This is a genomic window from Nocardia sp. NPDC050630 (genome assembly GCF_044457245.1).
Classification (GTDB): Bacteria; Actinomycetota; Actinomycetes; order Mycobacteriales; family Mycobacteriaceae; genus Nocardia.
This window is the reverse complement of the sequence record NZ_JBITGN010000013.1, coordinates 1-24,603: the sequence shown is the minus strand read 5'-3', so window position 1 is coordinate 24,603 and position 24,603 is coordinate 1. Positions and strand designations below refer to the sequence as shown.

The window sequence follows — 24,603 nt, the reverse complement described above, 5'->3', positions numbered from 1 at the left end:
GAAAGAGTCACCTAGCGTCGCGCGGCCAATACGGCCTGGATCCGGTCGGCCGCCGTGATGGCGTCCTCGTGTTCCCACACTCGGATCACCAGCCAGCCCGCGGCCGCCATTGCCGCATCGGTGGCCCGGTCACGGGCCACATTTCCGGTCAATTTGTCGGCCCACCACTGTGCGTTGTTCTTCGGATCGGTCGCATGCTGCGGACACCGATGCCAGAAACATCCATCCACATACACCGCCACGCGCAGCCGGGGAAACACCAGATCCGCCCGTCGACGCTGCCCGCGCAGGGGGGAGCGATCGACGAAATAGCGCAATCCACGTCGATGCAGTTCCCGGCGCAGCGCGAGTTCGGGCCGGGTGCCGCTGCGCCGCTGGCGGGCCATCCGCGCACTGGTCGCGGCATCGGTGAGCGGACGCCGAGCCGGGTTCATGACGTATCAAACCTCATGCCGCCCACCCACCCATTCGATCGAGATGACTCTCGACGTCGGCCAGAAATCCGGGCGGGAACCGTAGATTGCCCATTCCGGTGCGCCGCAGGAACCCTGCGGTGGCCCGGGCCGAGAGCAGCCGCGAATCGGTGAGGAAATGGTGCAGATCCTCATATGGCTCGTGCACCGGCCAGGTCGAAACCGGCACCCGATAGGCACTGCCCGCGCGACCCCACGCGGCAACCGGCCACGGCCGCCCCGGCGGCAACGGCTCATCGCCCGGAATCGGGTCCAGCGGTTCGGCCAGCCGGGCACCCACCCAGGACGCCATCCGCACACTCACCGCATTCCCGATCAGCTTCCACCGGTGCCCGTGTCGAATTCCGGCCACCGTGGTCGCCGGTTCGGTCCAGTCGGCGTCGAAGCCCTGCAGGCGCTCACCGTCGATGATGCCCGGCGTGACGATCTCGCCCGATGGCAACCGAACCGCGGGCGGACTCGCGATCCCCAGCGCGGAACCGCCCTTGAGCGTCGGGATCGCATTCACCGCCCAGCCGAGCCCGCGCACACCCTCGGTCCAGTAGAAGCCGCACGGATCCTGTTCCGGGTCACCGAGATCGAGCGGTCCGGCATCATCGGCGAATAGCACCCGGCGCGGATCCTCGGTGCGCGAGGCCAGCATCAGCACCCGCTGACGGCGCTGTGGCAGCCCGAACGCGCGCGCGTCGACCACACGATATGCCCAGGTGTAGCCGAGCTCCTCCAGCGCGCTGGTGATGTGCCGCATGGCGGCCCCGCGACCCAGCTGCAGCATGAAAGGCACATTCTCGATCAACAGCCAGCGCGGCCCACGCTGACGGCGCACCAACCGGAACACCTCGTCCACGAGACCGGAGCGCTTACCTGTGATGCCCGCGGTGCGTCCGGCCTGTGACAGGTCCTGGCAGGGAAATCCGGCGGCGACCAGCTGGGTACCGGCGGGCAGGGCACGTAGCCGAGTGATATCGCCTTGCAGCGGAATTCCGGGAAAGCGCGCGGCGAGCACCGCCCGCGCACCGGGATCGATCTCGCACAGCAGCTCGGTGTGCCAACCGTGGTGGCCAAGGCCGAGCTCCAGCCCGCCGATACCGGCGAACAGCCCGACCATCCGCCCGCCCGTCACAGTCATCCCTTCTCGCGGTTGCTCGCGGATCGCTCGGAACCACCAGCGCTGCGTATCCGCTCAGCAGGTTACTCGAGCCGTAGATGCGACGACCAGCGACGGCCACGGTAGTGTGTCGGGCACCCGATCCGACCGGATGCGCCGACAATGCTCACGGTCGGATCATGGTTTGCTCGGTCGTTCGATGACCTTCCACGCGCAGTTCCCGGTTTATCCCAAGAGTGACGCCAGGAAAGTGAGCGAAATGCAGATTCCGTCTACCAAGAACGGGAACTATCCCAACGTTGTAGTGACCAGTCTGGCGGCGACCACTTCGATCGCCGGTGATGTCGACTCGACTTGGAAGGGCCTGCTCAATGGTGAGAGCGGCATCGATGTCCTCGAGGACAGTTTCATCGAGCAGTTCGAACTACCCGTGCGCATCGGTGGACATCTGAAGGTCAAGCCGTCGGATTGCCTCACGCGGCAGGAGGCGCGACACCTGTCGTACGTGGAGCAGATGGCCGTGGTGCTTACGCGTGAAGTCTGGCGCAATGCGGGAAGTCCGGAGGTGGACAAGAATCGGCTCGGCGTCGCCATCGGCACCGGCCTCGGCGGGGGCGAATACATTACGTCCGCGCGCGACCGGCTGCAGAACGGCGGCTATCGCAAGGTGTCGCCGCTGACCGTGCAGCGCATTATGCCCAACGGGTCGGCCGCCTGCGTCGGCCTCGAACTCGGCGCGAAAGCGGGTGTGGTGACACCGGTCTCGGCCTGCTCGTCGGGTTCGGAGGCGATCGCGAGTGCCTGGCAGATGATCGTGATGGGCGATGCCGACATGGTGGTCGCCGGCGGTGTCGAGGGTTCCATCCAGGCCGTGCCGATCGCGGCATTCACCATGATGCGTGCCATGAGCACCCGCAACGAGGACCCGAGGGCCGCCTCGCGACCGTTCGACAAGGATCGCGACGGATTCGTCTTCGGTGAGGCGGGCGCGATGATGGTCATCGAAACAGAGGAGCACGCCAAGGCCCGCGGCGCGACGATTCACGCACGGCTGATGGGTGCCGGGATCACTTCCGACGCCTTCCATTTGGTCGCACCCGATCTCGATGGCAAGGGCGCCGCGCGGGCGATGACCAGGGCCATTCAAAAGGCGGGGATCACTAAAAACGATGTCGGCCACGTCAATGCGCACGCGACCGCGACCCCGATCGGCGATACCGCCGAGGCGCAGGCCATCAATGCCGCGGTGGGCGATCATGTTTCGGTCTATGCGCCGAAATCCGCACTCGGCCATTCGATCGGCGCGGTCGGCGCCCTCGAATCGGTGTTGACGGTGCTCTCGGTGCGTGACGGAATCGTTCCGCCGACGCTGAATCTGGACAATCAGGATCCGGAAATCGAGCTCGATGTGGTCAAGGGACAGGCCCGCTCCGGACGAATCGACTACGCCGTGAACAACTCGTTCGGTTTCGGCGGACACAACGTCGCTATCGCCTTCGGGCGGTACTGAGCACGTCGGGAAGGCGCACCTGCTAGCCTTCCGGCACTTCGTTATCGACCTGTGTTCGGTGTAATCGCATGGCCCGAGTGCCTGCGTTGACAAAAGGATAAGGCGATGATCGACGAGACATTCGACGACTATTTGGACGATCAGGGCAATATCAAAATTCGTGGCAACAAGACCCTGATCGACTTCGTCGACAAGCACAGCATGGAGAACGGCGACGCGCTCGCCTACCGCTACATCGACTACTCGCGCGAGCGCGACGGCGAGTACATCGAATTGACCTGGCGGGAATTCGGCGTTCGGCTGCGCGCCGTCGCGGCTCGGCTGCAGCAGGTGACCCGGCCGGGTGATCGGGTGGCGATCCTGGCCCCCCAGGGGTTGGATTATGTCGTCTCGATCTTCGCGGCGGTTTATGCGGGCAATATCGCGGTCCCGCTGTTCGACCCGGAAGAGCAGGGCCACACCGACCGCCTGCACGCGGTGCTCGGTGACTGCAAGCCGGCGGCGATTCTTACCGTCGGTTCGGCCGCGGCCGGTGTGCGGAACTTTTTCCGGCATCTCCCGCCGGCGCAGCGTCCGCGCATTATCGCGGTGGACGCGATTCCGGACAGTGTCGGCGCGACCTGGGTCCGGCCGAATATCAATATCGACAGTGTCGCCTATCTGCAATACACCTCGGGTTCCACCAGGACCCCGGCCGGTGTCGAGATCACCCATCGGTCGGTCGGCACCAATTTGCTGCAGATGATCGATGCCATTGGGGTGCAGGAGAATTCGCGCGGCGTTACCTGGTTGCCGCTATTCCACGATATGGGTTTGCTGTCGGTGATCCTGCCGACCGTCGGCGGCGGATTCATCACCATCATGTCGCCGAGCGCCTTCGTGCGGCGACCGTATCGCTGGATCAAGGAACTGGCCGCGGCCTCCGACGGTGCCGGAACCTTCGCGGCCGCACCGAATTTCGCATACGAACACGCGGCCGCCCGCGGTAAGCCGAAAGCCGATGAAGAACTGGATCTTTCGAATGTGATCGGGCTGATCAACGGCAGCGAGCCGGTTTCGGTGTCGTCGATGCGGAAATTCAACGAGGCGTTCGCGCCGTACGGTCTGCCCAAGACCGCGCTGAAGCCCTGCTACGGCATGGCCGAGGCGACCTTGTTCGTCTCCGCCACCAAGGCTGAGGACGAGGCGAAGGTCGTCTATGTCGATCGCAATGAACTCAATGCGGGTCGGATGGTGGAAGTTCCTAAGGACACGCCGAATTCGATCGCACAGGTGTCCTGCGGTTATGTGGCGCTATCGCAGTGGGCGGTGATCGTCGATCCGGAAACCGGCATCGAACGCGGTAATGGCGAGGTCGGTGAAATCTGGCTGCACGGCGACAATATGGGTATCGGGTACTGGGGGCGGCCGGACGAAACCGCCGCGACCTTCCACAACACCCTGGTGCGGCGACTATCGGAGGGCAGCCACGCACAAGGAACCGATCCGGACGCGAAGTGGATGCGCACCGGCGATTTGGGTGTCTACCTGGACGGTGAGTTGTATATCACCGGTCGGGTGAAGGATCTGGTGATCGTCGACGGGCGCAACCACTATCCGCAGGATCTGGAATCCTCGGCGCAGGAATCCAGTAGCGCACTGCGGCCCGGATTCATCGCGGCATTCTCGGTGCCCGCGAATCAATTGCCCGCCCTGGTATTCGAACCGGGCAGCCATTCCGGACTCACCTTCGATGCCGATGACACCTCCGAGCAGTTGGTCATCGTGGCCGAGCGCGGCACCGGTGCGGCGAAGCTGGATCCGGGGCCGATCGCCGATATCGTGCGCGTTGCGATCGCACAGCGCCACGGCGTCACGGTGCGCGATCTGCTGCTGTTGCCAGCGGGTTCGATTCCGCGCACGTCCAGCGGCAAGATCGCCCGACGGGCCTGTCGCACGGCGTATTTGGAGGGCACATTGCGCGGCGGTTATCAGCAGCAGGACTTCCCGGACGCGCCGGTGGACCAGGATCAAATGACCGTCTGAGCTCGGGTTATTCGACGGTACAATCGAAGTAACGGCCATCGGCGCCCGGGTATCCGGGCGCCGATGTCGTGTCGGTGTATTCGGGGGTGCTTGACCTCGAGCTTGCTCGAGGTTGTTGGCTGTGGACGTGGCGGAAAATCGGTTGGCCGATCCCCGGACTGATGCCACGCTGAAATGTCGGACCCCGATGCGAACATCACCGGGGTTCGGTTCGCGACACAGCCAATCCAAGACGATCACGAGGGGGAGCTTTGTCCGTCACGCTCGATACGCCATTGGCCGACACGGAGGTCGACAGACCGCAGCGGCCCGCCGCCGCGGTGCCGGGCCGCCTGCGATCGCTGCGCCGGTTCTGGCCGTATCTGCGGCCGCATCGGTTCACCCTGCTCGGCGCCACCACGCTTGCGGTGCTCGCCACCCTGACGGCAATCGTGCTGCCACTGGTCATCGCGCGAATTATCGACGGCCCGATCCAGCGGCGCGATTTCGGCGGCGTCGTACTTCCGGTGCTGCTGGTGCTGACGCTCGGTCTGCTGGAGGCCTGCGGCGTATGGGGTCGGCGGTGGCTGATCGCCAAGCCCGCGGCCCAGTTCGAGATCGATATGCGCGCCAAGATATTCCGCAAGCTGCAGACGCTTTCGATCGGACGGCACGATGCCTGGGAGTCCGGCCAGCTGCTCTCGCGCGCGGTCGACGATATGGGCACCATGAAGCGGTTCGTCGCATTCGCGGGGCCGTTCCTGATCATCCACTTCATCGTGATCCCGGTCGGTTTGGTGGTGCTGTTCGCGCTGAGCTGGCAGATCGGGTTGACCTTCGCGGTCATCGCGATCCCGCTTTCCTATGTCTGCCTGCGATTCGAGCGGCGCTACGGCCTGGCCTCGCGGCGCTCGCAAGATCAGGCCGGTGATCTGGCCACCACCGCCGAGGAGTCCGCACAGGGCATCCGGGTGCTGAAGGCATTCGGTCGCGGTGCGTTCTTCGGCGGGCGATTCACCGCGCAGGCGCGGGAATTGCAGCAGACCGAGCTGCTCAAGGTGCGGTTGGACGCCACGCTCTGGTCGGCGATGGTGTGTCTGCCGCAGCTGGCCATCGCTTTCGCGCTGGGGTACGGCGGTTACGCCGTCGCACACCACATGATGACGCTCGGCACCCTGGTCGCGAGCATCACACTGGCGACCTTCCTGCAGTGGCCGATCATCTGGACCGGCTTCCTGCTCGCCGAGTGGAACGATGCGCGCACGGCGGCGGACCGGTTCTGGGAGATCATCGACACCCCGGTCGAAATCAACGATCCCGCGGATCCGGTGGCGCTGCCCGAGCGGATCGTCGGTGAACTCACCATGCGCGGCGTGCGGTTCGCCTTTCCGGATGCGAAGGGCGAAGTACTGCACGATATTTCGCTGAAGGTGCGTCCGGGCGAGACGGTCGCGTTGGTCGGCGCGACCGGTAGCGGAAAGACGGCGCTGCTCAACCTGATCCCGCGACTCTACGACGTGACCGGCGGCGCCATCACCATCGACGGCATCGATATCGCGTCGATGCGCGTGTCCGATCTGCGTTCGCTGGTCTCGGTGGCGTTCGAGGATCCGGTGCTGTTCTCGGCGAGTGTGCGGGAGAACGTCGCGCTCGGCGATCCCGAGGCCACCGACGACGATGTGCGGCGCGCGCTGGATGTCGCCCAGGCCACCGATTTCGTGAACGATCTGCCGTGGGGACTCGACACCCGAATCGGCGAGCAGGGGCTGAGCCTGTCCGGTGGTCAGCGCCAGCGGCTGGCCCTGGCCCGCGCGGTGCTGGCGCGCGCAAGCGCGGGGGAGCGGACTCGGACTCGAATCATGGTGCTCGACGATCCGCTGTCCGCACTCGATGTGGAGACCGAGGAGCGCGTACAGGAACGGCTGCGTACGGTGCTGGTGGGTGCCACCACACTGCTTGTCGCGCATCGACCTTCGACCGCAGCGTTGGCCGACCGGGTGGCCCTGCTCGCCGATGGCCGGATCGTCGCTGAGGGCGCACACGATCAACTTCTGAAAACCAGCAGTCGCTACCGCGAGCTGATGGGAGGTGAATCGTGACCACAACCGAAACCACCGTCCCCGCCGACGATTCGGCCGACCGCGACGAGGTCGCCGACTGGCGCGGCATCGCCAATGAGGACAAGGCGGTCACCGAGACCGGAAATCTGGTGCTGGCCGGTCGGTCTCGGCGCTTGCTGTTGAGTCTGGTCCGGCCGTATCGCAAGCTCGCGGTCTTCGCCCTGCTGCTGATCGTGCTCGACAATGCCGCGATGGTGTCGGCGCCGCTGTTCGTCGCGCACGGACTCGACACCGGCATTGCCGCAGGTGCCGCGGGGAATTGGGCACCCTTGGCGCGCACTGTCGCGGGTTACCTCGGGGCGGTTGGGCTCGGTGTCTGCACCACCTTCGTTTTCCTGCGGATTTCCGGAAGGCTCAGCCAGAGCGTGCTTTTCGATCTGCGGGTCCGGCTGTTCGCGCATATGCAGCGGCTCAGCGTGGCCTTCCACGAGCAGTACACCTCCGGCAAGGTCGTCGCGCGACTGACCGGTGATATCGAAACACTGCAGCAGCTGCTGGAGAGTGCCCTGAATCAGGCTCTCAGCGCGATTCTTTCGGTGTTGACCATCGCGGTCCTGTTGATCTACCTCGATCAGACCCTCGCCGCGATCGTTCTGCTCGGATTCGTGCCATTGATGGTGGTCACCCGCTGGGCGCAGCGCAGACAGCGGGCGGGATACCGGCGCACCCGCAGTGCCATCGCGAAGGTGGTCGTGCAGTTCGTGGAGTCGATGGGCGGCATGCGCGCGGTACAGGCCTTCCGTCGCGAGGCGCGCAACGAATCGGCGCTGGCCGTCGAGGACGCCGAATACCTGCAGGCGACCACCGCAGCCATGCGCGGCATGGGCGACTACGCCGGTCTCACCAAGCTGCTCGGCAATCTGACCACGGTAATCGTCATCGTGGTCGGGGCATGGCAGGTGATCGAGGGCAACCTCGCTGTCGGTGTCCTCGCGGCATACCTGTTGTACCTCAACGAGTTCTATGGTCCCCTCGATGAACTGGCTCAGGTATTCAATGCCTACCAGTCCGCGGCCGCGGCTCTGGAGAAGATCTCCGGTGTGCTGGAGGAGCAGCCCTCGGTTCGAGAACCGGATGAGCCGGTCGCGTTGGTGAAGGCGACCGGTGCTGTGCGAATGGACCGAGTGTGGTTCGGCTACGGATCTCCGGGCACAGATCCGGGGGCACGCGAGTCGGCGCTCGTGAGCGATGCAGCGTCGACCGAGGTCGGAGGTGTTGTGCCGCACGCCGAGGAGCATGGCCGAGCGCGCCCGGTATTGCCGGAATTCTCGTTGGAGATTCCGGCCGGGCAGGTGATCGCGCTGGTCGGTGCGACGGGTGCGGGCAAATCCACGTTGGCCAAGTTGCTGACGCGGTTCTACGACCCCTCCGGCGGCACAGTGACCTTGGACGGCATCGACCTGCGGCGGTTGTCCGATACGGATCTGCGGCGCAATGTCGTGATGGTCACCCAGGAGTCGTATCTGTTCTCCGGATCGGTGGCCGACAATATTCGGCTCGGTCGGCCGCAGGCCAGTGATGCCGAGGTGTTCACGGCGGCGCGTGCGGTCGGGCTGTACGACTTCGTCACCCAACTGCCGGAGGGCTTCGACACGGACGTGCGCAAACGCGGTGGGCGATTATCGGCGGGGCAACGTCAGCTGGTTGCGTTCGCCCGGGTTTTCCTCGCCGATCCCGCGGTGATCGTGCTGGACGAGGCCACGTCGAGCCTTGACATTCCGAGCGAACGGCTGATCCAGCGGGCGCTGGAGATGGTGCTGCGCGACCGCACGGCCGTGATCATCGCGCATCGGCTCTCGACGGTCGCCATCGCGGATCGGGTGCTGGTGCTGGAATCGGGTCGGATCGTCGAGGATGGCACGCCGACCGAGCTCATCGCGCGCACCGGCCGGTTCGCCAGCCTGCACGCGGCATGGCGTGAGGCGCTGGTGTGATGCCGGTGCATGCGTCCCTTACGGTAGATACGTGACGAACCGAGACCTCGGCCCCGACAGCCAACCGGCGACATCGCGGTGGCCGGCGATCCTCACATGGCGCGCGCACAACGCGTCGCGGATGGAGTCCGTCCGCGTGACGCTCAACGGCAACCGTATCCGCGCCGCCGGTCGCATGATCGGCGGCGCGTGTGCCGACCATCCCGCGTTCAGCGCGTCCTATGACCTGGTCACCGACGAGAACGGTGTCACCAAGCGGCTATCGCTGCGCAGCACCACCGCCGCCGGGGAACGCCAGGCCTCGATCGCCAGGGACGAGGAGGACTACTGGCTCGTCGACGCCGGCGGCGGGCATGTCCGCTCCACCTTCGCCGGAGCCCTCGACGTCGACGTCGTGCTCAGCCCGTTCTTCAACACCCTGCCCATCCGCCGCTTCGGCCTGCAGAACGCCGTCGAGAACATCCAGGTCCCGGTCGTCTATGTCCGCCTCCCCGACCTTCTGGTCCAGGAAGCCAGCCTCACCTACAGCAGCGGCGCTACCGGCATCAGTGTGCTGTCCCCGGTCTCCAGCGCCACCGTCACCGTCGACGACGAGGGTTTTCTGCTCGACTACCCAGGCCTCGCCGAACGCATCTGATCGGGTGCCGCCACACTTTGGCGCGCCGCGCATGCGTGGCGCCGAAGTGTGCGCAGCGCTCTCCGGCTAGGGGGGCCTCGCCGTGCGCCCCTCGTCCGGGAGGCTGTCGCGGGCGGCGCTGAGTGCGGTGAGCGTCTCCCGAGCTCGTCCAGCTCGGCGGTGGCATTCGGTTCGCAGATGGCGCGGACCAGATCGGAGGCGGTGGGGGCGACTCGGGTGCCGTCACGGAACGGGCCCGCGGCAAGTCCGAGCGCTGGCAGTGCCTCCTCGTTGCGATCAGTCCAGTTTCGTGATCACTCCACCGCGCTGGCCTGCCTCGCGCAGCGCCTGCAACCAGTTGTGGTCGCCGGGGCGGATATCGGTGATCTCCCAGCGCTGCGTGGTTTCGTAGCGCTCGCGGCCGTCGTGCCCGGCTTCGACGAGGTCGACGAGGGTGCCTTCGTCGCGCAGGCTGTCGCGGGCGGCGCTCAGCACGGTGAGCGTCTCCTCGAGCACGTCGAGCAGGGCGGTGGCATTCGGTTCGCAGATGGCGCGGACCAGGTCGGGGGCGGTGGCGGCGACTCGGGTGCCGTCACGGAACGAGCCCGCGGCCAGTCCGAGCGCCAGGTCGCCGCCGGCCGCCCCGGCTACCGCCAGCGCCTCGGCCAGGACATGCGGCAGATGCGAGATCCGGGCCACCGCCCGGTCGTGCTCGTCCGCGACCACCGGCGTGACCACGGCACCGCAGGCCAACGCCAGCCGCACCACCTGAAGCCAGGATTCGGGATGGGTGCCCTCGTCCACGCCGACCGCCCACACCGCGTCACGGAACAGGCCGGGATCGGTGGCGGCCCAGCCCGATTCGGAGGTGCCCGCCATCGGATGCCCGCCGATATAGCGCGCCGCGAGCCCATGCCTGCGCACCGCCTCGGCCACCGGCGCCTTGACGCTCACCACATCGGTGAGCGAACAGCGCGGTGCGAAGGTCGCTACTTCGGCGAGGATATGGTCCACCGCGGGCATCGGCACCGCGACCACGATCAGCGCATCGGTATCGGCGGCCCGGCTCAGCACATCGAGCAGTTCGCCCGTGACATCGAATCCGTCCGCCCGTGCGGCCTGCGCACCCGCCTCTGACCTGTTGTAACCCCACGCGTCATAGCCCGCGCCGACGGCGGCGCGCAGCAGCGAACCGCCGATCAAGCCTGTCCCGAGGACACACACCGGTGCTTTCTGGTCAGGAGTCATCGGAACAGATTCGCATACGACTTCAACATTTCGGCTCGAGCCGACTACCGTTGCGGCCATGGCAGCACAGCGCTCGGGCACGAACAAGGCTGCGTCGGATGATTACGACGACGTGGAAGGGTTCGCAGTGGCGGTTGTCCGCGAAGAAGGAAAATGGCGGTGCAGTCCGCTGAGTCAGGCGGCACTCACCGATTTGTCCGCAGCGGAAACAGAACTCAAGGCATTGCGCAGTTCCGGCGCGGTGTTCGGATTGCTGGATATCGATGACGAGTTCTTCATCGTGCTCCGGCCCGCGCCGAGCGGCACCCGGATGCTGGTCTCGGATGCGACGGCCGCGATCGACTACGACATCGCCGCCGACGTCCTCGAGGCCCTCAATATCGAAATTCCGGACATCGATCCGGACGAACTCGACGATGTCGAGCCATGGGAGGAGGGCGACCTCGGCGTCCTGGCCGACCTCGGCCTGCCCGAACCCGTGCTCAGTGTGATCCTCGCCGAGACCGATCTCTATCCGGATGAACAGCTCGGCATGATCGCCCAGCGGCTCGGCTTCGCCAACGAACTCACGGCGGTGCTGGACAAGCTGCCCCGCTGAGGTGGGCTTGCTCACCGACGACGCCGACATGGTCCGGGCCGCGATCGCCGCCGCGGCCGATGCGGGCGATCGCGACGTACCGGTCGGTGCCGTCGTCTTCGATGCCGACGGGCGCGAACTCGCGCGCGCGGCCAATGCCAGGGAGGCCCTCGGCGACCCGACCGCGCACGCCGAGATCCTCGCCCTGCGCCAGGCCGCCGCGGTCCTCGGCGACGGTTGGCGTCTGGAGGGATGCACACTCGCGGTAACCCTGGAACCGTGCACCATGTGCGCGGGCGCCCTGGTACTCGCCCGGGTCGGCCGCCTGGTCTTCGGCGCCTGGGAACCGAAAACCGGTGCCGTCGGCTCCCTTTGGGACGTAGTACGTGACCGTCGTCTCAATCACCGCCCACAAGTCCGCGGCGGCATCCTCGAAGCCGAATGCGCGGCGCTCCTCGACGCCTTCTTCCGCCCCCAACGCTAACCCCTCCCACCCCGTTCACAGCCGATTTAGCGATCCGCCCCCCGTCCGGTATGGTTGTCGGCGGTGGCGTGTCCGAGCGGCCTAAGGAGCACGCCTCGAAAGCGTGTGAGGGGTAACCCCCCTCCGAGGGTTCAAATCCCTCCGCCACCGCTGAGGGACCCGACCTGATCGACTCAGGCCGGGTCCTTTTCTATGCGGCGAGGGTATGTGCTGGCCGATATCGGAGGCATTTCGGTAGTCGATCTGGAAGTCGAAACTCGCGGGTTCGATGCCCGCGACCGGGCAGCGGCCTGCGCGCGGGCTTGCCCGTCGTTATGCAGGTAGCTACAGGTGTCCGGCGAACTTCGCCAGTCGCGCCGCTATCGTTCGATGGTGTCGAGTTCGCCTGTGGTGACGGCGACTACGAAAGGGTGCGCGTTTCGAGCAGGGGCGCGTTCTCGAGCGTGACGCGGTCGTTGATAGCGAGGAACACGACCGACGATGTCCATGCGGTCCGCTTGTTGCCGTCCACGAAAGCACGATTCCGCGCGAGAGATTCGAGCAACGCAGTTGTTCGTACACCGCTCGCGTTGGCCTTGGCGACAGCAGCGGTGGGCACGAGTTATCGCGGGGCCCGCCACAGCTTTCGGTCGGGTCCAGTGATCGATCGCTTCTAGTTCGCGTCCGGAAAAGCCTGGCGCACACCGATAGTGATCGCTTCGGCTTCAGGCAATCGGCGGCGTTGTACGCGCTCGAGCGCCTCCACGACGCTCGCGGTCCGATTGTCTCTGTGCGCATCGATGAACGTGACCATTTCTGGACGTCGGACGGCAATTTGGATCCTCATACCACCCATACCTCGATGGTAATCCCCAGGCTCCCGAGTGATGCTCACTGATGCACAACCGATTTCGGCCCCACCAATTCACGATGCGGTCGGATCCTGCCGCCGCAGGACAACGGTCTGCCGGTCCAGGTCGACGCCGAAGCCAGGCGGCACGCCTTGTTCTTGTTCGTCGCGCAGCATCGACACCGAGTCTCGGTGGTCCAGTTCCATGCGCTTGGTTCCGTAGAACATGGCCGTGAACTCGTCGGTGAAGGTGCCGGAGACGGGGGTGCGGCGTTTACGGCGCTTGCGCGTCAGGACTTCGTAGAGGGCTACGGCCATCAGGAGTAGGACCCAGCCAGGGATGGACCAGCCCAGCAAATTCGCCATGTCGCTCCAACGCATCAGCCGGATGCGCAGTTCCTGGGTAAGTGGGCGGCGGGCGGGTATACGGCGATTAGGTAAGCGCGGGAAGGGTGCGCTGCGATGATGCGGTGCAGTCGAGCCGCGCGCGATTGATTCGCGAGAGTTAGATGAGAGAGCCTTATTTTCGATTCGGCAGTCTGCTGGTGCTGGTCTGGCTGGTGATCGGCGTCGTTGCCGCGGGACAGCGGCACTATTTCGACAGTGGTCCGGTCAATTGCGCCGGATTCGGCACGATTGCGGTGACGGTGATCGCCGGTCCGCTCAACTACATGGGCGTCAATCCGAAGATTGCCGATTGCAATGTGCCCCAACCAAGTCAGTAACGCCTGAGGGCTGAGCTGCGAGGGTTCGGCCACCCCTCGGGGCTGAGGGCGTGCTCTGCCGGGCGGCGACATGCCGTGCGGTCGGGCGCGCCCGCCCGCCCGCGGCACGATGCGATAATTCGCTGAAACCCGTGCGCGCGATTCGCGGGAGAGATATGGGCGAAATGAAACTTGGCAGTGTGCTGATAGTGATCTGGTTGGTCATCGGTGTTGTGGCGTCGGGGCAGCGGCACTATTTCGACAGCGGTCCGATCAACTGTGCGGGCTTCGGCACGATCGCCCTGACTGTCCTCGCAGGCCCGCTCAACTACATGGGCGTGAACCCGAAAATCGCCGACTGCAACGTCCCGCAACCGAGCCCTTAGATCGGCACCTGATCCAGAACCCGCTGTGATTCAGGAATTCTCGTCGAGGCGCTGCCAGCCGCGCCCGTCGAGGCGCTGTCCGCCGCGCCCGTCGAGGCGCTGTCCGCCGCGCCCGTCGAGGCGCTGTCCGCCGCGCCCGCCGAGCCACTGCCAGCCGCGCCCGCCGAGGCGATGATGACCAGGCCGATACCGGCGCACTGAACGAGCGCGAGATCTTCGCCGAGCAGAAGCAGTCCCGCCGCGGCCGCGATCGCCGGTTCCAGACTCATCAGCACACCGAAGGTGGCCGCTGAAATCCGGCGTAGTGCTTCGAGTTCGATGGTGTGCGGCACCAGCGACGAGAGCACCGCGACACCGGCGAGTGCCACGAGCACCAGGGGATCGAGCAGTGCCGGGCTCGCGTTCGCGAAGGCGACGGGTAGCACCAGTGCACCGCCGAACGCCATTGCCAGCGCTAAACCGTCGTGTCCTGAGGTATGCCGGCCGACCACCTCACTGCATGCGATATAGGCACCCCACCCAGCGCCAGCGGCAATCGCGAACAGCACGCCGGTCCACGACACCGGACCACCGGTTTTCATCATCAGCAGTACACCCAGCCCGGCCACGAGCGTCCACACCAGATTGCGCCGGCGGCGCGAGGCGATGACCGCGACGGTGAGTGGTCCGAGGAAATCCAGCGTGACCGCCATACCGAGCGGTATGCGTTCGAGGGCGGCATAGAAGCAGAGATTCATCCCGGCGACGGCCGTACCGAGTCCGATGATGCCGGGCAGTGCCGCGCGCTCGACGCGCAGCGAGGGCCGCCACAGCAGCATTGCGATGGCGCCCGCGAACGCAAGTCGCACGCTTGCCGTCGTGCTGGCGCCGATGATGTCGAACAGGTACTTGGCCAAGCCCGCACCCAGTTGGATACTGACCATAGCGGCGAGGATGAGGATGGGCGCGGGCGCCGCGCGAGCCGTGCGTGGCTGAACCTTCACAGCCGAAAGCTAGGTGTCCTAAGTAAATGACAGTGGACCGGTCGGTTGCTCGAAAACGGTGCTTACCTTGCCGATCGATGCCCGATCTGTGGTGATCGGCACAAACGCTCATCCGGCGGGAGAGTGATCGTCTCGCCTGCGGGTATCCCGAGTTGGTACGCGAGTGCGAAAGGAAGCGATGACGATGCGCGAGCGTGTGACCCGCCCCAGGCCAGCGCCTTCCGCTGGTGCGCGACTGTTCGGAATGCTTCTCCTGATCTGGCTGGCCATCGGTATTCTCGCCGCGGGTCAGCGCCATTACTTCGACAGCGCCCCGATCAATTGTGCTGGGTTCGGCACCATTGCCGTGACGGCGCTGGCCGGTCCGCTCAACTACATGGGTGTAAACCCCAAGATCGAGGAGTGTGACATCCCGGAGCCCAGCCAGTAATGACCTGTCTCCCAGTGGAATTCGAGCGCTAATCAGCGAAATCCACTGCGAGCAGACCGAATTCGTAGATCAGCCGGCCCGCACCGGCCGTCGCATCGTGTCGGGCACCGACTGCCCATGCAATTCGTGCGACTCGGCCCCTTCCACATCGATATTCAGCACTCCACGCCCTTTGCCCGGCAACACCAAAAGCGGTGGGATCAAGGTCGATCGGACGATGAAAGCGTCCGGCAGTACACCAGCGGCCGAGGCGAAACCATCGACCTCGTTCCGGAACGCACTCGGCCCCGCACCCGAATCCGGGTGCGGGGCCGAGCCGCTTGCTCCGATCAGCTCACGCCGACCGGCACCTGCACCGTCTCCGCGGACCGCTGCTGCAGCTCACGCAGCTTCGCGCCCTCGACGTCGATATCCGGCAGGATCCGATCCAGCCACTTCGGAATCCACCAGGACCACTTGCCCATCAGCACCAGCAGCGATGGGATCACGACCATCCGGACGATGAACGCGTCGATCAATACGCCCGCCGCCAGCGCGAAGCCCATAGATTTCGCGGTGATATCGGTTTCCAGCAAGAAGGAACCGAATACGGCGATCATGATGATCGCGGCCGAGGTGACGACCCGGGCGCCGTGGTGATAACCGGCGACCATCGCATCCTTCGGCGACTTGCCGTTGACGAACTCCTCGCGCATCCGGGTCACCAGGAATACCTGGTAATCCATGGCCAGGCCGAACACCAGACCGATCAGCATGATCGGCAGGAAGCTGACCAGCGGATGCGGATCCTCGATCAGCCCGAGCTTGCCCTCCTGGAAGACCAGCACCGTCGCACCGAAAGTGGCCGCCATGGAGAGCAGGAAGCCGAGCGCCGCGGTCAGCGGCACCAGGATCGAGCGGAATACCAGGATCAACAGCAGGAATGCGGCACCGGCCACGATCGCCAGATACGGCACGATCTTGCTCAGCAGCACATGGTCGACATCGGCGAAGATCGCCGTGGTGCCGGTGATGCCGTATTCGATGCCGTACTCGGACTGCATCTGCGCCTCGGCATCGCGGGCATCACTGACCAGATCCTTGGTGGCCTGGTTGTTCGGACCCGACTTGGGCACGCCGTCGAGCAGTGCGCCCGCCTTGTCCTCACCACTCCACTTGGGCTCGGTCACGTAATCCATGCCCGAGTAGGACGCGAGCTGGGATCGCAGGGCGGTTACCGCGGCCTCGCGCCGGTCGGCGGGCACATTGGTGAGGTCGACCGCGACATTCAGCACGCCATTGCTGCCCTCACCGAAGCCCTCGGTGCGCAGCTCGTAGGCCTTGCGGATGGTGGAGGTCTTGGGCTGGCTGTCATCGCCGGGCAAGCCGAGGTTCAGACCGGCGGCGGGTGCGGCGAGCAAGCCGAGCACGACCACGCTGAGCAGCAGTGTGACCGCGGGCGCCTTGCCGATCAGACGGCCGACACGCATGCCGTTGGTGACCGACTTGTCGTCCTCGGGATCGTGCTGGGCCACGATCGGCAACTTCGGCTTGAACAGGAACCGGCCGAACGCACCGAGCAGCGCTGGCATCAGCGTGATGGCGGTGAGCACGGCGAACGCCGCGGCGATCGCACCACCCAGGCCCATGAAGGTCATGAATTGCACGCCGACGATGCTGAGTCCGCCGAGCGCGATGATGACGGTCAGACCGGCGAACACCACCGCCGAACCCGCCGTGCCGAGTGCGGTACCGGCCGCTTCCTCCGGCGAATCCTGCACTGCCAGTTCGTGTTTGTAGCGCGACACGATGAAAAGCGCGTAGTCGATCGACAGGGCGATGCCGATCATGGATGCGAGGAAGGTGGTGAAGCTCGGCACCTCGATGATCGAGGTACCGAGGAAGATCAGCGAGGTGGCCGCGCCGAGGCCGACAATCGCGGTGATGATCGGCACGAAGGCGGCGACGATGGCGCCGAAGGCGATGATCATGACGACCAGCGCGATGCCCATGCCGATCTGCTCGGACTTACCGCTGGGTCCCTCGTTCTTCTGCGCGATCGAACCGCTCATCTCCACCTGCAGCCCGGCATTGCGGGCATCGCTGGCCACGTTGTAGGCGGCCTCGCGCTGCGCGTCGGTGACGTCGGTGAACTTTTTGATGGTGAACGGAACGCTGAAGAAGGCCACCGAATCGGGATCGGTCTTACTGAGCACGTTCAGCGGTGCGCCACTGCACTTGGACGGATCCGGGTCGGTGATGCAGCCCGACTTCTCGGCGGCCTCGACCGGATTCATCACCGGCTTGCTGTGGTCGACGATGTCGAGCGCGCCGAGTTCGGCGATGAAGGCCTCCAGGGCCGCCCGGTTCGTCGGATCGGTCAGCTTCTGCCCATCGGGTGCGGAAACGACATAGGTGCCGGTGACGGCGTCGAATTTGAAGGCGTCGGAGGCGCCGGGAAAGTGCTTGTCGAGAATGTCGTTGGCACGGGCGGACGGCAGCGCCGGCATGCTGAAGTCATTGGTCATCGGCTCCTTGAGCTGCGCGCCGAGGCCGCCTAGCAGCAGGAAGAGGACAATCCAGACCGGAAGCACTATCCATTTCCGGCGGAAAGCGAACTTCCCCCATCTATACAGATAAACGGACACGAAGGGGTTCTCCTAGCGATGGCGATGGCTCGTTACGTGCTGATTCGTGGCGCGTAGACAGCACTCGCGGGGAATGCCCTGCCGACCCCGCCTCCATTGACGCTTTCTGCCTACCGTGCGGTAGGTAGACTACCCAGGGGCTAAACGGAGGTACAACCTCAATTCTGGTGGCAACGTTAGCTCAGCGCATAAGTGATGAGAGGATCATCCCATGACCGTTCGTGACGCGGGCAACGCTGTTGTGGCAGGTGGCGGCACTAAAATGGCAATTCGCGATGCCGCGGTGAAGCTCTTCGGGGCCAAGGGATTCGAGCAGACGAGCCTGCGCGAGGTCGCGGATGCGGTAGGAATCACAAAGGCTTCGCTCTACTATCACTACGCCTCGAAGTTGGATCTGTTACTTGCGATCGTCGATCCGATCGTGGATCACATGCGCTCGGTGATCGAGGATATCGATGCGGTCCCCCATGACGAGGAGGGCGTGCGAGCCGTTTTGCGCGCCTACTTGCGCGGCATGATCCGCCATCGCGACGCGGGTGCGCTGTGTGTGCGCGACACCGTCGCGATCATCAATGTCATGGCCGACCGGTATCCGGACATGCTGGATTCGACTCGGGTACTGCGCGAATGGCTCGCCGGACCGGGTGCCGACGATGTGGCCAAGCTGCGCGCCAGCGCGGCATTGGAAGTGCTCGGGGTCGCGCTGCTGTCCACCGAACTCGTGCCCGGTGTCGAGGATTCGGTGGTGGAGCGCACACTGCTGGACGCGGCCACCTGTGTTCTTACCGGCTGCCACACCGCGTAGATTCGTTCGAATACCGAACAGGCCAGGGAGTAGCCGCCGTGCACATCACCGCGAGGGTCGATTACGCGGTGCGGACCCTATTGGAGATCGCCCGCGCACCGCAGACCCACCGCGCCTCGGATCGGGTTGCCGTGCAGGTCGCGCCGGTGGTGAAGGCCGAGGCGATTTCGACCGCGCAGCATATCCCGCCCAAGGTGCTCGAAACGGTTCTCGCCGAATTGCGCAGAGCTGATCTGGTGACCAGTAGGCGCGGCCCGGACGGCGGCTATTGGCTGGCCCGCCCGGCCGCGCAGATCTCCATCGCCGATGTGATCCGCGCCATCGAGGGACCCCTGGCCTCGGTGCGCGGTGAACGTCCGGAGGATGTGCGGTATCCGGGTGCGGCCGAACCGTTGCAGCGGGTGTGGATCGCCCTGCGGGTGAATATCCGTGCGGTGCTCGAGAACGTCTCCATCGACGACATCGCCGAGGATCGGCTGCCTGGATTCATCGGTGCGCTCACCGAGGATCCCGGTGCCTGGGCGCGGCGATAATTCGAATCTGGTCTTTCGGCCCGAAAGCCGCGCGCACCAACATCGGTGCTGGTCAGGAATGTTCGCGACGGACCACACGGAATGACGGTAGCCTCCTTTTCATTATGCTGATCAGACTGCTTCGCACTCATCTGGCCCCATACCGGGCCCAATTGGCGGGCGTCGTCGGCCTACAACTCATCTCGGTCATCGCGATGCTGTACCTGCCGACCTTGAACGCCGACCTGATCGATAACGGTGTCACCAAGGGCGATATCGGCTACATCTGGACCACCGGTCTGTGGATGCTCGCGGTCACCGGTGTGCAGATCATCGCGTCGGCCTGCTCGGTCTATCTCGGTGCGCAGGCCGCGATGGGTGCGGGGCGGGATCTGCGCGGCGCGGTGCTGCATCGGGTCGGCACCTTCTCCGCGCGCGAGGTCGGCATATTCGGCGCGCCCTCGCTTATCACCCGCAATACCAACGATATTCAGCAGGTTCAGCTGCTGATCGTGATGTCGGCGACCATTCTGGTGATGGCACCGATCATGTGTATCGGCGGCGTCTTCATGGCGCTGCGCGAGGATCTCGGGCTGTCCTGGCTGCTGCTCATCGCGGTGCCCGCACTTGCCATTTCAATGGGCGTCATCGTGGCGAAGATGGTGCCCGGCTTCCGTGATATGCAGCACCGCATCGACGAGGTCAATCGGGTACTGCGCGAGCAGATCACCGGTATCCGCGTGGTGCGTGCGTTCGTGCGCGAACGGCAGGAGACCTGGCGCTTCGGGGTGGCCAATACCGAACTCACCGAATCCTCGCTGCGGGTCGGACGGCTGATGGCGCTGATGTTCCCGCTGGTGATGCTGATCAGCAATATCACCGCTGTCGCGGTGATCTGGTTCGGCGGACATCTGATCAACGAAGACAAAATGCAGATCGGCTCGCTCACCGCGATGCTGTCCTACATCTTGCAAATCCTGATGGCCGTCATGATGGCCTCCTTCCTGGCCATGATGGCGCCGCGCGCGGCCGTCTCGGCGGACCGGATCGGGGAGGTGCTCGAGACCGAGACCTCGGTGCTGCCGCCGCGGCTGCCGCAGGCGTTCAAAGGCGATCCGGCGCAGGTTGATCTGCAATTCGCCGAATTCGCTTTCCCCGGTGCGGAAAAGCCGGTGCTGTCGGCAATCCGGTTCCAGGTGGAGCCGGGGACGACCACGGCGATCGTGGGCTCCACCGGCGCGGGCAAGACGACACTGCTCAATCTGATTCCCCGGCTCATCGATGTGACCGATGGTGCGGTCTATATCGGTGGCACCGACGTTCGTCATATCGACCTCGAAGTGCTGCGCGAACAGATCGGGCTGGTGCCGCAGAAGGCATATCTGTTCTCCGGCACCATCGCCAGCAATCTGCGCTACGGCAATCCGGACGCCACCGACGAGGAACTGTGGCGATGTCTCGAGATCGCGCAGGCCGCCGATTTCGTGCGTGATATGCCCCAGGGTTTGCAGACACCGGTCGCGCAGGGCGGCACTACAGTCTCCGGTGGTCAGCGTCAGCGGTTGGCCATCGCACGGGCGCTGGTGAAGAAGCCGCGGGTCTACCTGTTCGACGATTCGTTCTCCGCACTGGATGTCGCCACCGATGCCCGGCTGCGCGCGGCATTGCGGCCGGAGACCAGGGATGCCTCGGTAATCATTGTGGCGCAACGGGTTACCACCATCCGCGAGGCCGATCAGATCGTGGTGCTCGAGGACGGCGTCATGGCCGGGATCGGCACCCATGACCAGTTGATGCGCGATTGCGCGGAATACCAGGAGATCGTCGCCTCGCAGCTCGGCGCCGATGAGGCGGTCGTGCTCGCCAAGCGCAACGGATCGCCGCCCGATCCGAGCGGTGACGGGTATCGGACCCGGCAGGAGGAGATCCGATGAGACCCGGAGCGGTGAATCCCGGTGCGCCGGATGCGAAGGCGAAATCGTTCGGTCCGTCGCTGCAGCGGCTATTGCGCAGGTTGGCGCCCGAGCGCGTATATGTCGGCGTGATCGTCGCGCTCGCGATCGTCTCGGTGGTGCTGAATACGCTGGGCCCCTACATTCTCGGCAAGGCCACCAATGTGGTCTTCGACGGTGTAGTCGGTCGCCAATTGCCCAGTGGCATCACCAAAGAAGAGGCGATCCAGCAACTGCGGGCTTCGGGCAACAACACCCTCGCCGACATGCTCGGCGCCATGGATGTCATCCCGGGCGTCGGTGTGGATTTCGGCGCGGTCGGCCGGGTGCTGATGCTGGTGCTGCTGCTCTACATCGGCGCCGCGGTCTTCAGCTGGCTGCAATCCTTCCTGCTCAATATCGTCATCAACCGCACGGTGAAGCGGCTGCGCAGCGATGTCGAGGACAAGATCCATCGACTTCCCTTGCGCTACTTCGATTCCACGCCGCGCGGTGACCTGCTCAGCCGCGTCACCAATGACGTCGACAACGTGTCGCAGACCCTGCAGCAGACCATGAGCCAGCTGATCCTTTCGCTGTTCTCGGTGATCGGCATCCTGATCATGATGTTCTGGATCTCGCCGCTGCTCGCATTGATCGCCTTGCTCACCGTGCCCGCCGCGATCGTGGTGACCACGCAGATCGCCAAACGCTCCAAACCGCACTTCGTGAACCAGTGGAAGTACACCGGCATGGTGAACGCCCAGGTCGAGGAGGCCTTCACCGGGCACGAGGTGGTCACCGCATTCGGGCGCAATCGCGAGGTCGGACAGGAATTCGATAAGCGCAACAACGACCTCTACGAGGCGAGTTTCAAGGCGCAGTTCATCTCCGGGCTGATCATGCCATCGATCATGTTCCTCGGGAATGTGAACTTCGTGCTGGTGGCGCTGGTCGGTGGCCTGCGGGTGGCGACCGGCAATCTGTCGCTCGGTGAGGTGCAGGCCTTCATCCAGTACTCCAGGCAGTTCAGTCAGCCGCTGACCCAGATCGGTGCGATGGCCAACCTGCTGCAATCCGGTGTCGCATCCGCCGAGCGGATCTTCGAAATCCTCGATGCCGAGGAGCAGTCGCCGGATCCGATCATGGAGAACACCAGGCCGGTCGATCGCGGCCGGGTGGAGTTCGAGGCGGTGTCGTTCCGCTACGAACCCGAGAAGCCGGTCATCGAGCGGCTGTCGCTGGTCGCCGAGCCGGGACATGTGGTCGCCATTGTCGGCCCGACCGGTGCGGGCAAGACCACGCTGGTGAATCTGCTGCTGCGGTTCTACGAACTCGATGCGGGCACCATCACCATCGACGGCGTCGATATCACCGAGACCACCCGCGATCACCTGCGCTCCAGGATCGGCATGGTGCTACAGGACACTTGGCTGTTCAAGGGCACAATTCGGGAGAACATCGCCTACGGCAATCCGAATGCGAGCGAAGCGGAGATTCTCGAAGCCGCGCGCGCCGCTTATGTCGACCGCTTCGTACACGCCCTGCCGCACGGTTACGACACGGTCATCGATGAGGAGGGTTCGGGCGTCAGCGCCGGTGAGAAGCAGCTGATCACCATTGCCCGCGCCTTCCTGGCCAAACCGTCCATCCTCGTCTTGGACGAGGCGACCAGTTCGGTCGACACCCGCACCGAGGCTCTGGTCCAACACGCGACCGCGGCGCTGCGTCGTGACCGCACCAGCTTCGTCATCGCCCATCGCCTGTCCACCATCCGCGACGCCGACCTGATCGTCGTCATGGAGGCGGGCCGCATCGTCGAACACGGCACCCATGAGCGCCTACTCGAAGAACGCGGCGCCTACTACCGCCTCTACAACGCCCAGTTCGCCGCGGCCGCCGCCGACGCCTAGGCGGTAACGATTGCCGTCGGTGCGGCTCGACCACACCGGGGGCCGACGTCGCCGCGGATGTGGGGCTGGGAAGATGACGTGGTGTCTGAGCCCGAATCCTTTTCGTTCACCGTCGGCGCCCGCTTGGCTGGGCGGCACGGTCGATCGGGCGTGATCAGTACACCGCACGGGGATATCGCGACGCCCGCGTTCATTCCGGTCGGCACCAAGGCAACGGTGAAGGCGGTGCTGCCGGAGACCATGAAGGAACTCGGTGCGCAGGCGCTGCTGGCGAATGCCTACCACCTCTACCTGCAGCCCGGACCGGACATCGTGGACGAGGCGGGTGGGCTGAGCAAATTCATGAACTGGCCGGGCCCGACCTTCACCGATAGCGGCGGCTTCCAGGTGATGTCACTGGGTGTCGGCTTCAAGAAGGTACTGGCCATGGAGGCGGTCAACGTCCGAAGCGATGACGTGATCGCCGCGGGCAAGGAGCGCCTCGCCACCGTCGACGATGACGGTGTCACCTTCCGCTCGCACCTCAACGGCTCGAAACACCGATTCACCCCCGAGATTTCGATGGGCATCCAGCATCAGCTCGGCGCGGACATCATGTTCGCCTTCGACGAGCTGACCACCCTGCTGAATACCCGGGCCTACCAGGAGAAGTCGCTGCAGCGTACGCACGAATGGGCGCAGCGCTGCATCGATGAGCACGAACGGCTGACCGCCGCGCGCACGCATCGCCCGTATCAGGCGCTGTTCGCGGTGATCCAAGGCGCGCAATACGAGGACCTGCGGCGCAAGGCCTGCCGGGAGCTGGAGTCGCTGCGCGGCAGTGCCGGAACAGGTTTCGACGGCTACGGCATCGGCGGTGCTTTGGAAAAGCATAATCTCGGCGCGATTGTCGGCTGGTGCTGCGACGAACTGCCCGAGGACAAGCCGCGGCATATGCTCGGCATCAGCGAACCGGAGGACATGTTCGTCGCGGTGGAGAACGGCGCGGACACCTTCGACTGTGTGAATCCGTCCCGGGTCGCGCGCAATGCGGCGATCTATGTCGCCGAGGGCAGATTCAATATCAATACCGCCCGATTCCGTCGCGACTTCACCCCAATCGACGACACCTGCGACTGCTACACCTGCGCGAACTACACCCGGGCCTATATCCACCACCTGTTCAAGGCCAAGGAGATGCTGGCCTCGACGCTGTGCACAATTCACAACGAGCGCTTCACGATTCGGCTCGTCGACCGAATCCGCGAGAGCATCGAGGGCGGCTATTTCGATGAGTACAAGGCCGAAACCCTCGGCCGCTGGAGCTCTGTTTAATTGCCGCGCCTTCGGCGCGGCGTGTTCGCGGCCCCCTGGTGTCTCGCGTCCGAGCCGTCGAGACTCGCGCCTGCGGCGCATGCGCTTCGACGGCT

Annotated in this window: 20 protein-coding genes, 1 tRNA gene and 2 pseudogenes; 16 read left to right on the top strand and 7 right to left on the bottom strand. The window is 65.0% G+C overall.

Annotated features, from left to right (window positions below):
- Window positions 1–11: 11 nt before the first annotated feature.
- Window positions 12–434 carry a very short patch repair endonuclease gene (locus ACIBG0_RS28075; RefSeq protein ID WP_397036303.1) on the bottom strand — a complete coding sequence of 141 codons (423 nt, stop codon included), beginning with the start codon at window positions 432–434 and terminating at the stop codon, window positions 12–14.
- Between the two features lie 13 nt (window positions 435–447).
- Complete coding sequence (locus tag ACIBG0_RS28070; protein ID WP_397036302.1) at window positions 448–1,602, bottom strand: DNA cytosine methyltransferase; 1,155 nt, start codon at window positions 1,600–1,602, stop codon at window positions 448–450.
- Window positions 1,603–1,840: 238 nt separating this feature from the next.
- Between ACIBG0_RS28070 and ACIBG0_RS28065 the strand changes: the two genes are divergently transcribed.
- The 5 genes from ACIBG0_RS28065 to ACIBG0_RS28045 all read left to right on the top strand — a co-directional run bounded on the left by ACIBG0_RS28065 (window position 1,841) and on the right by ACIBG0_RS28045 (window position 9,786).
- Window positions 1,841–3,091 (top strand): KasA/KasB family beta-ketoacyl-ACP synthase, encoded by a 1,251-nt coding sequence (locus ACIBG0_RS28065; protein ID WP_397036300.1) that lies wholly within the window; start codon window positions 1,841–1,843, stop codon window positions 3,089–3,091.
- 105 nt (window positions 3,092–3,196) lie between these two features.
- Window positions 3,197–5,116: a long-chain-fatty-acid--AMP ligase FadD32 gene (gene fadD32, locus ACIBG0_RS28060; protein ID WP_397036298.1), complete on the top strand. Its 1,920-nt coding sequence runs from the start codon at window positions 3,197–3,199 to the stop codon at window positions 5,114–5,116.
- A 251-nt stretch (window positions 5,117–5,367) separates the two neighbouring features.
- A complete protein-coding gene (locus ACIBG0_RS28055) occupies window positions 5,368–7,194 on the top strand; it encodes an ABC transporter ATP-binding protein (protein ID WP_397036297.1) in 1,827 nt (608 codons plus the stop codon).
- A complete protein-coding gene (locus ACIBG0_RS28050) occupies window positions 7,191–9,149 on the top strand; it encodes an ABC transporter ATP-binding protein (RefSeq protein ID WP_397036295.1) in 1,959 nt (652 codons plus the stop codon). The genes ACIBG0_RS28055 and ACIBG0_RS28050 overlap by 4 nt, the downstream gene beginning before the upstream one ends.
- A 121-nt stretch (window positions 9,150–9,270) precedes the next feature.
- Window positions 9,271–9,786 carry a putative glycolipid-binding domain-containing protein gene (locus ACIBG0_RS28045; RefSeq protein WP_397036614.1) on the top strand — a complete coding sequence of 172 codons (516 nt, stop codon included), beginning with the start codon at window positions 9,271–9,273 and terminating at the stop codon, window positions 9,784–9,786.
- A 276-nt stretch (window positions 9,787–10,062) separates the two neighbouring features.
- On the opposite strand, the gene ACIBG0_RS28040 is transcribed toward ACIBG0_RS28045, so the two are convergent.
- The gene (locus ACIBG0_RS28040; RefSeq protein WP_397036293.1) at window positions 10,063–11,013 is read right to left on the bottom strand and encodes a prephenate dehydrogenase; all 951 of its coding nucleotides are present in this window, start codon (window positions 11,011–11,013) and stop codon (window positions 10,063–10,065) included.
- 58 nt (window positions 11,014–11,071) lie between these two features.
- Between ACIBG0_RS28040 and ACIBG0_RS28035 the strand changes: the two genes are divergently transcribed.
- From ACIBG0_RS28035 to ACIBG0_RS28025, 3 genes are all read left to right on the top strand, one after another.
- The gene (locus tag ACIBG0_RS28035) at window positions 11,072–11,611 is read left to right on the top strand and encodes a tRNA adenosine deaminase-associated protein (protein ID WP_397036291.1); all 540 of its coding nucleotides are present in this window, start codon (window positions 11,072–11,074) and stop codon (window positions 11,609–11,611) included.
- A gap of 28 nt (window positions 11,612–11,639) precedes the next feature.
- Window positions 11,640–12,074, top strand: coding sequence for a nucleoside deaminase (locus ACIBG0_RS28030; protein ID WP_397036612.1), 435 nt, complete (start codon window positions 11,640–11,642; stop codon window positions 12,072–12,074).
- 62 nt (window positions 12,075–12,136) lie between these two features.
- Window positions 12,137–12,224: transfer RNA gene (locus ACIBG0_RS28025), tRNA-Ser, on the top strand.
- A 304-nt stretch (window positions 12,225–12,528) separates the two neighbouring features.
- Here the strand turns inward: ACIBG0_RS28025 and ACIBG0_RS28020 are convergent.
- Together ACIBG0_RS28020 and ACIBG0_RS28015 are read right to left on the bottom strand one after the other, a co-directional pair.
- Window positions 12,529–12,630, bottom strand: a pseudogene (locus tag ACIBG0_RS28020) (Fic family protein); the annotation flags it as partial.
- Between the two features lie 348 nt (window positions 12,631–12,978).
- Entirely contained in the window at window positions 12,979–13,269 is a 291-nt protein-coding gene (locus ACIBG0_RS28015) for a DUF6191 domain-containing protein (protein ID WP_397036289.1), read from the bottom strand.
- Window positions 13,270–13,412: 143 nt separating this feature from the next.
- Here ACIBG0_RS28015 and ACIBG0_RS28010 point away from each other — a divergent pair, with 143 nt between their 5' ends.
- Window positions 13,413–13,628 carry a hypothetical protein gene (locus tag ACIBG0_RS28010; protein ID WP_397036287.1) on the top strand — a complete coding sequence of 72 codons (216 nt, stop codon included), beginning with the start codon at window positions 13,413–13,415 and terminating at the stop codon, window positions 13,626–13,628.
- Window positions 13,629–13,792: 164 nt separating this feature from the next.
- Complete coding sequence (locus ACIBG0_RS28005; RefSeq protein ID WP_364356943.1) at window positions 13,793–13,993, top strand: hypothetical protein; 201 nt, start codon at window positions 13,793–13,795, stop codon at window positions 13,991–13,993.
- Here ACIBG0_RS28005 and ACIBG0_RS28000 read toward each other — a convergent pair.
- A complete protein-coding gene (locus ACIBG0_RS28000) occupies window positions 13,990–14,976 on the bottom strand; it encodes an EamA family transporter (RefSeq protein ID WP_397036286.1) in 987 nt (328 codons plus the stop codon). The genes ACIBG0_RS28005 and ACIBG0_RS28000 overlap by 4 nt on opposite strands.
- 184 nt (window positions 14,977–15,160) lie before the next feature.
- Here ACIBG0_RS28000 and ACIBG0_RS27995 point away from each other — a divergent pair, with 184 nt between their 5' ends.
- Entirely contained in the window at window positions 15,161–15,406 is a 246-nt protein-coding gene (locus ACIBG0_RS27995) for a hypothetical protein (RefSeq protein ID WP_397036284.1), read from the top strand.
- 329 nt (window positions 15,407–15,735) lie between these two features.
- Here the strand turns inward: ACIBG0_RS27995 and ACIBG0_RS27990 are convergent, their stop codons facing one another.
- Complete coding sequence (locus ACIBG0_RS27990; protein ID WP_397036282.1) at window positions 15,736–18,033, bottom strand: MMPL family transporter; 2,298 nt, start codon at window positions 18,031–18,033, stop codon at window positions 15,736–15,738.
- A 211-nt stretch (window positions 18,034–18,244) separates the two neighbouring features.
- On the opposite strand from ACIBG0_RS27990, the gene ACIBG0_RS27985 reads away from it, so the two are divergent.
- The 5 genes and pseudogenes from ACIBG0_RS27985 to tgt all read left to right on the top strand — a co-directional run bounded on the left by ACIBG0_RS27985 (window position 18,245) and on the right by tgt (window position 24,508).
- Complete coding sequence (locus tag ACIBG0_RS27985; protein WP_397036280.1) at window positions 18,245–18,838, top strand: TetR/AcrR family transcriptional regulator; 594 nt, start codon at window positions 18,245–18,247, stop codon at window positions 18,836–18,838.
- A gap of 38 nt (window positions 18,839–18,876) precedes the next feature.
- Complete coding sequence (locus tag ACIBG0_RS27980) at window positions 18,877–19,371, top strand: RrF2 family transcriptional regulator (protein WP_397036278.1); 495 nt, start codon at window positions 18,877–18,879, stop codon at window positions 19,369–19,371.
- A gap of 104 nt (window positions 19,372–19,475) precedes the next feature.
- Window positions 19,476–21,203, top strand: a pseudogene (locus ACIBG0_RS27975) (ABC transporter ATP-binding protein); the annotation flags it as partial.
- A 77-nt stretch (window positions 21,204–21,280) separates the two neighbouring features.
- A complete protein-coding gene (locus ACIBG0_RS27970; protein ID WP_397036277.1) occupies window positions 21,281–23,194 on the top strand; it encodes an ABC transporter ATP-binding protein in 1,914 nt (637 codons plus the stop codon).
- Window positions 23,195–23,251: 57 nt separating this feature from the next.
- The gene (gene tgt / locus ACIBG0_RS27965; protein WP_397036276.1) at window positions 23,252–24,508 is read left to right on the top strand and encodes a tRNA guanosine(34) transglycosylase Tgt; all 1,257 of its coding nucleotides are present in this window, start codon (window positions 23,252–23,254) and stop codon (window positions 24,506–24,508) included.
- Window positions 24,509–24,603 lie beyond the last annotated feature (95 nt).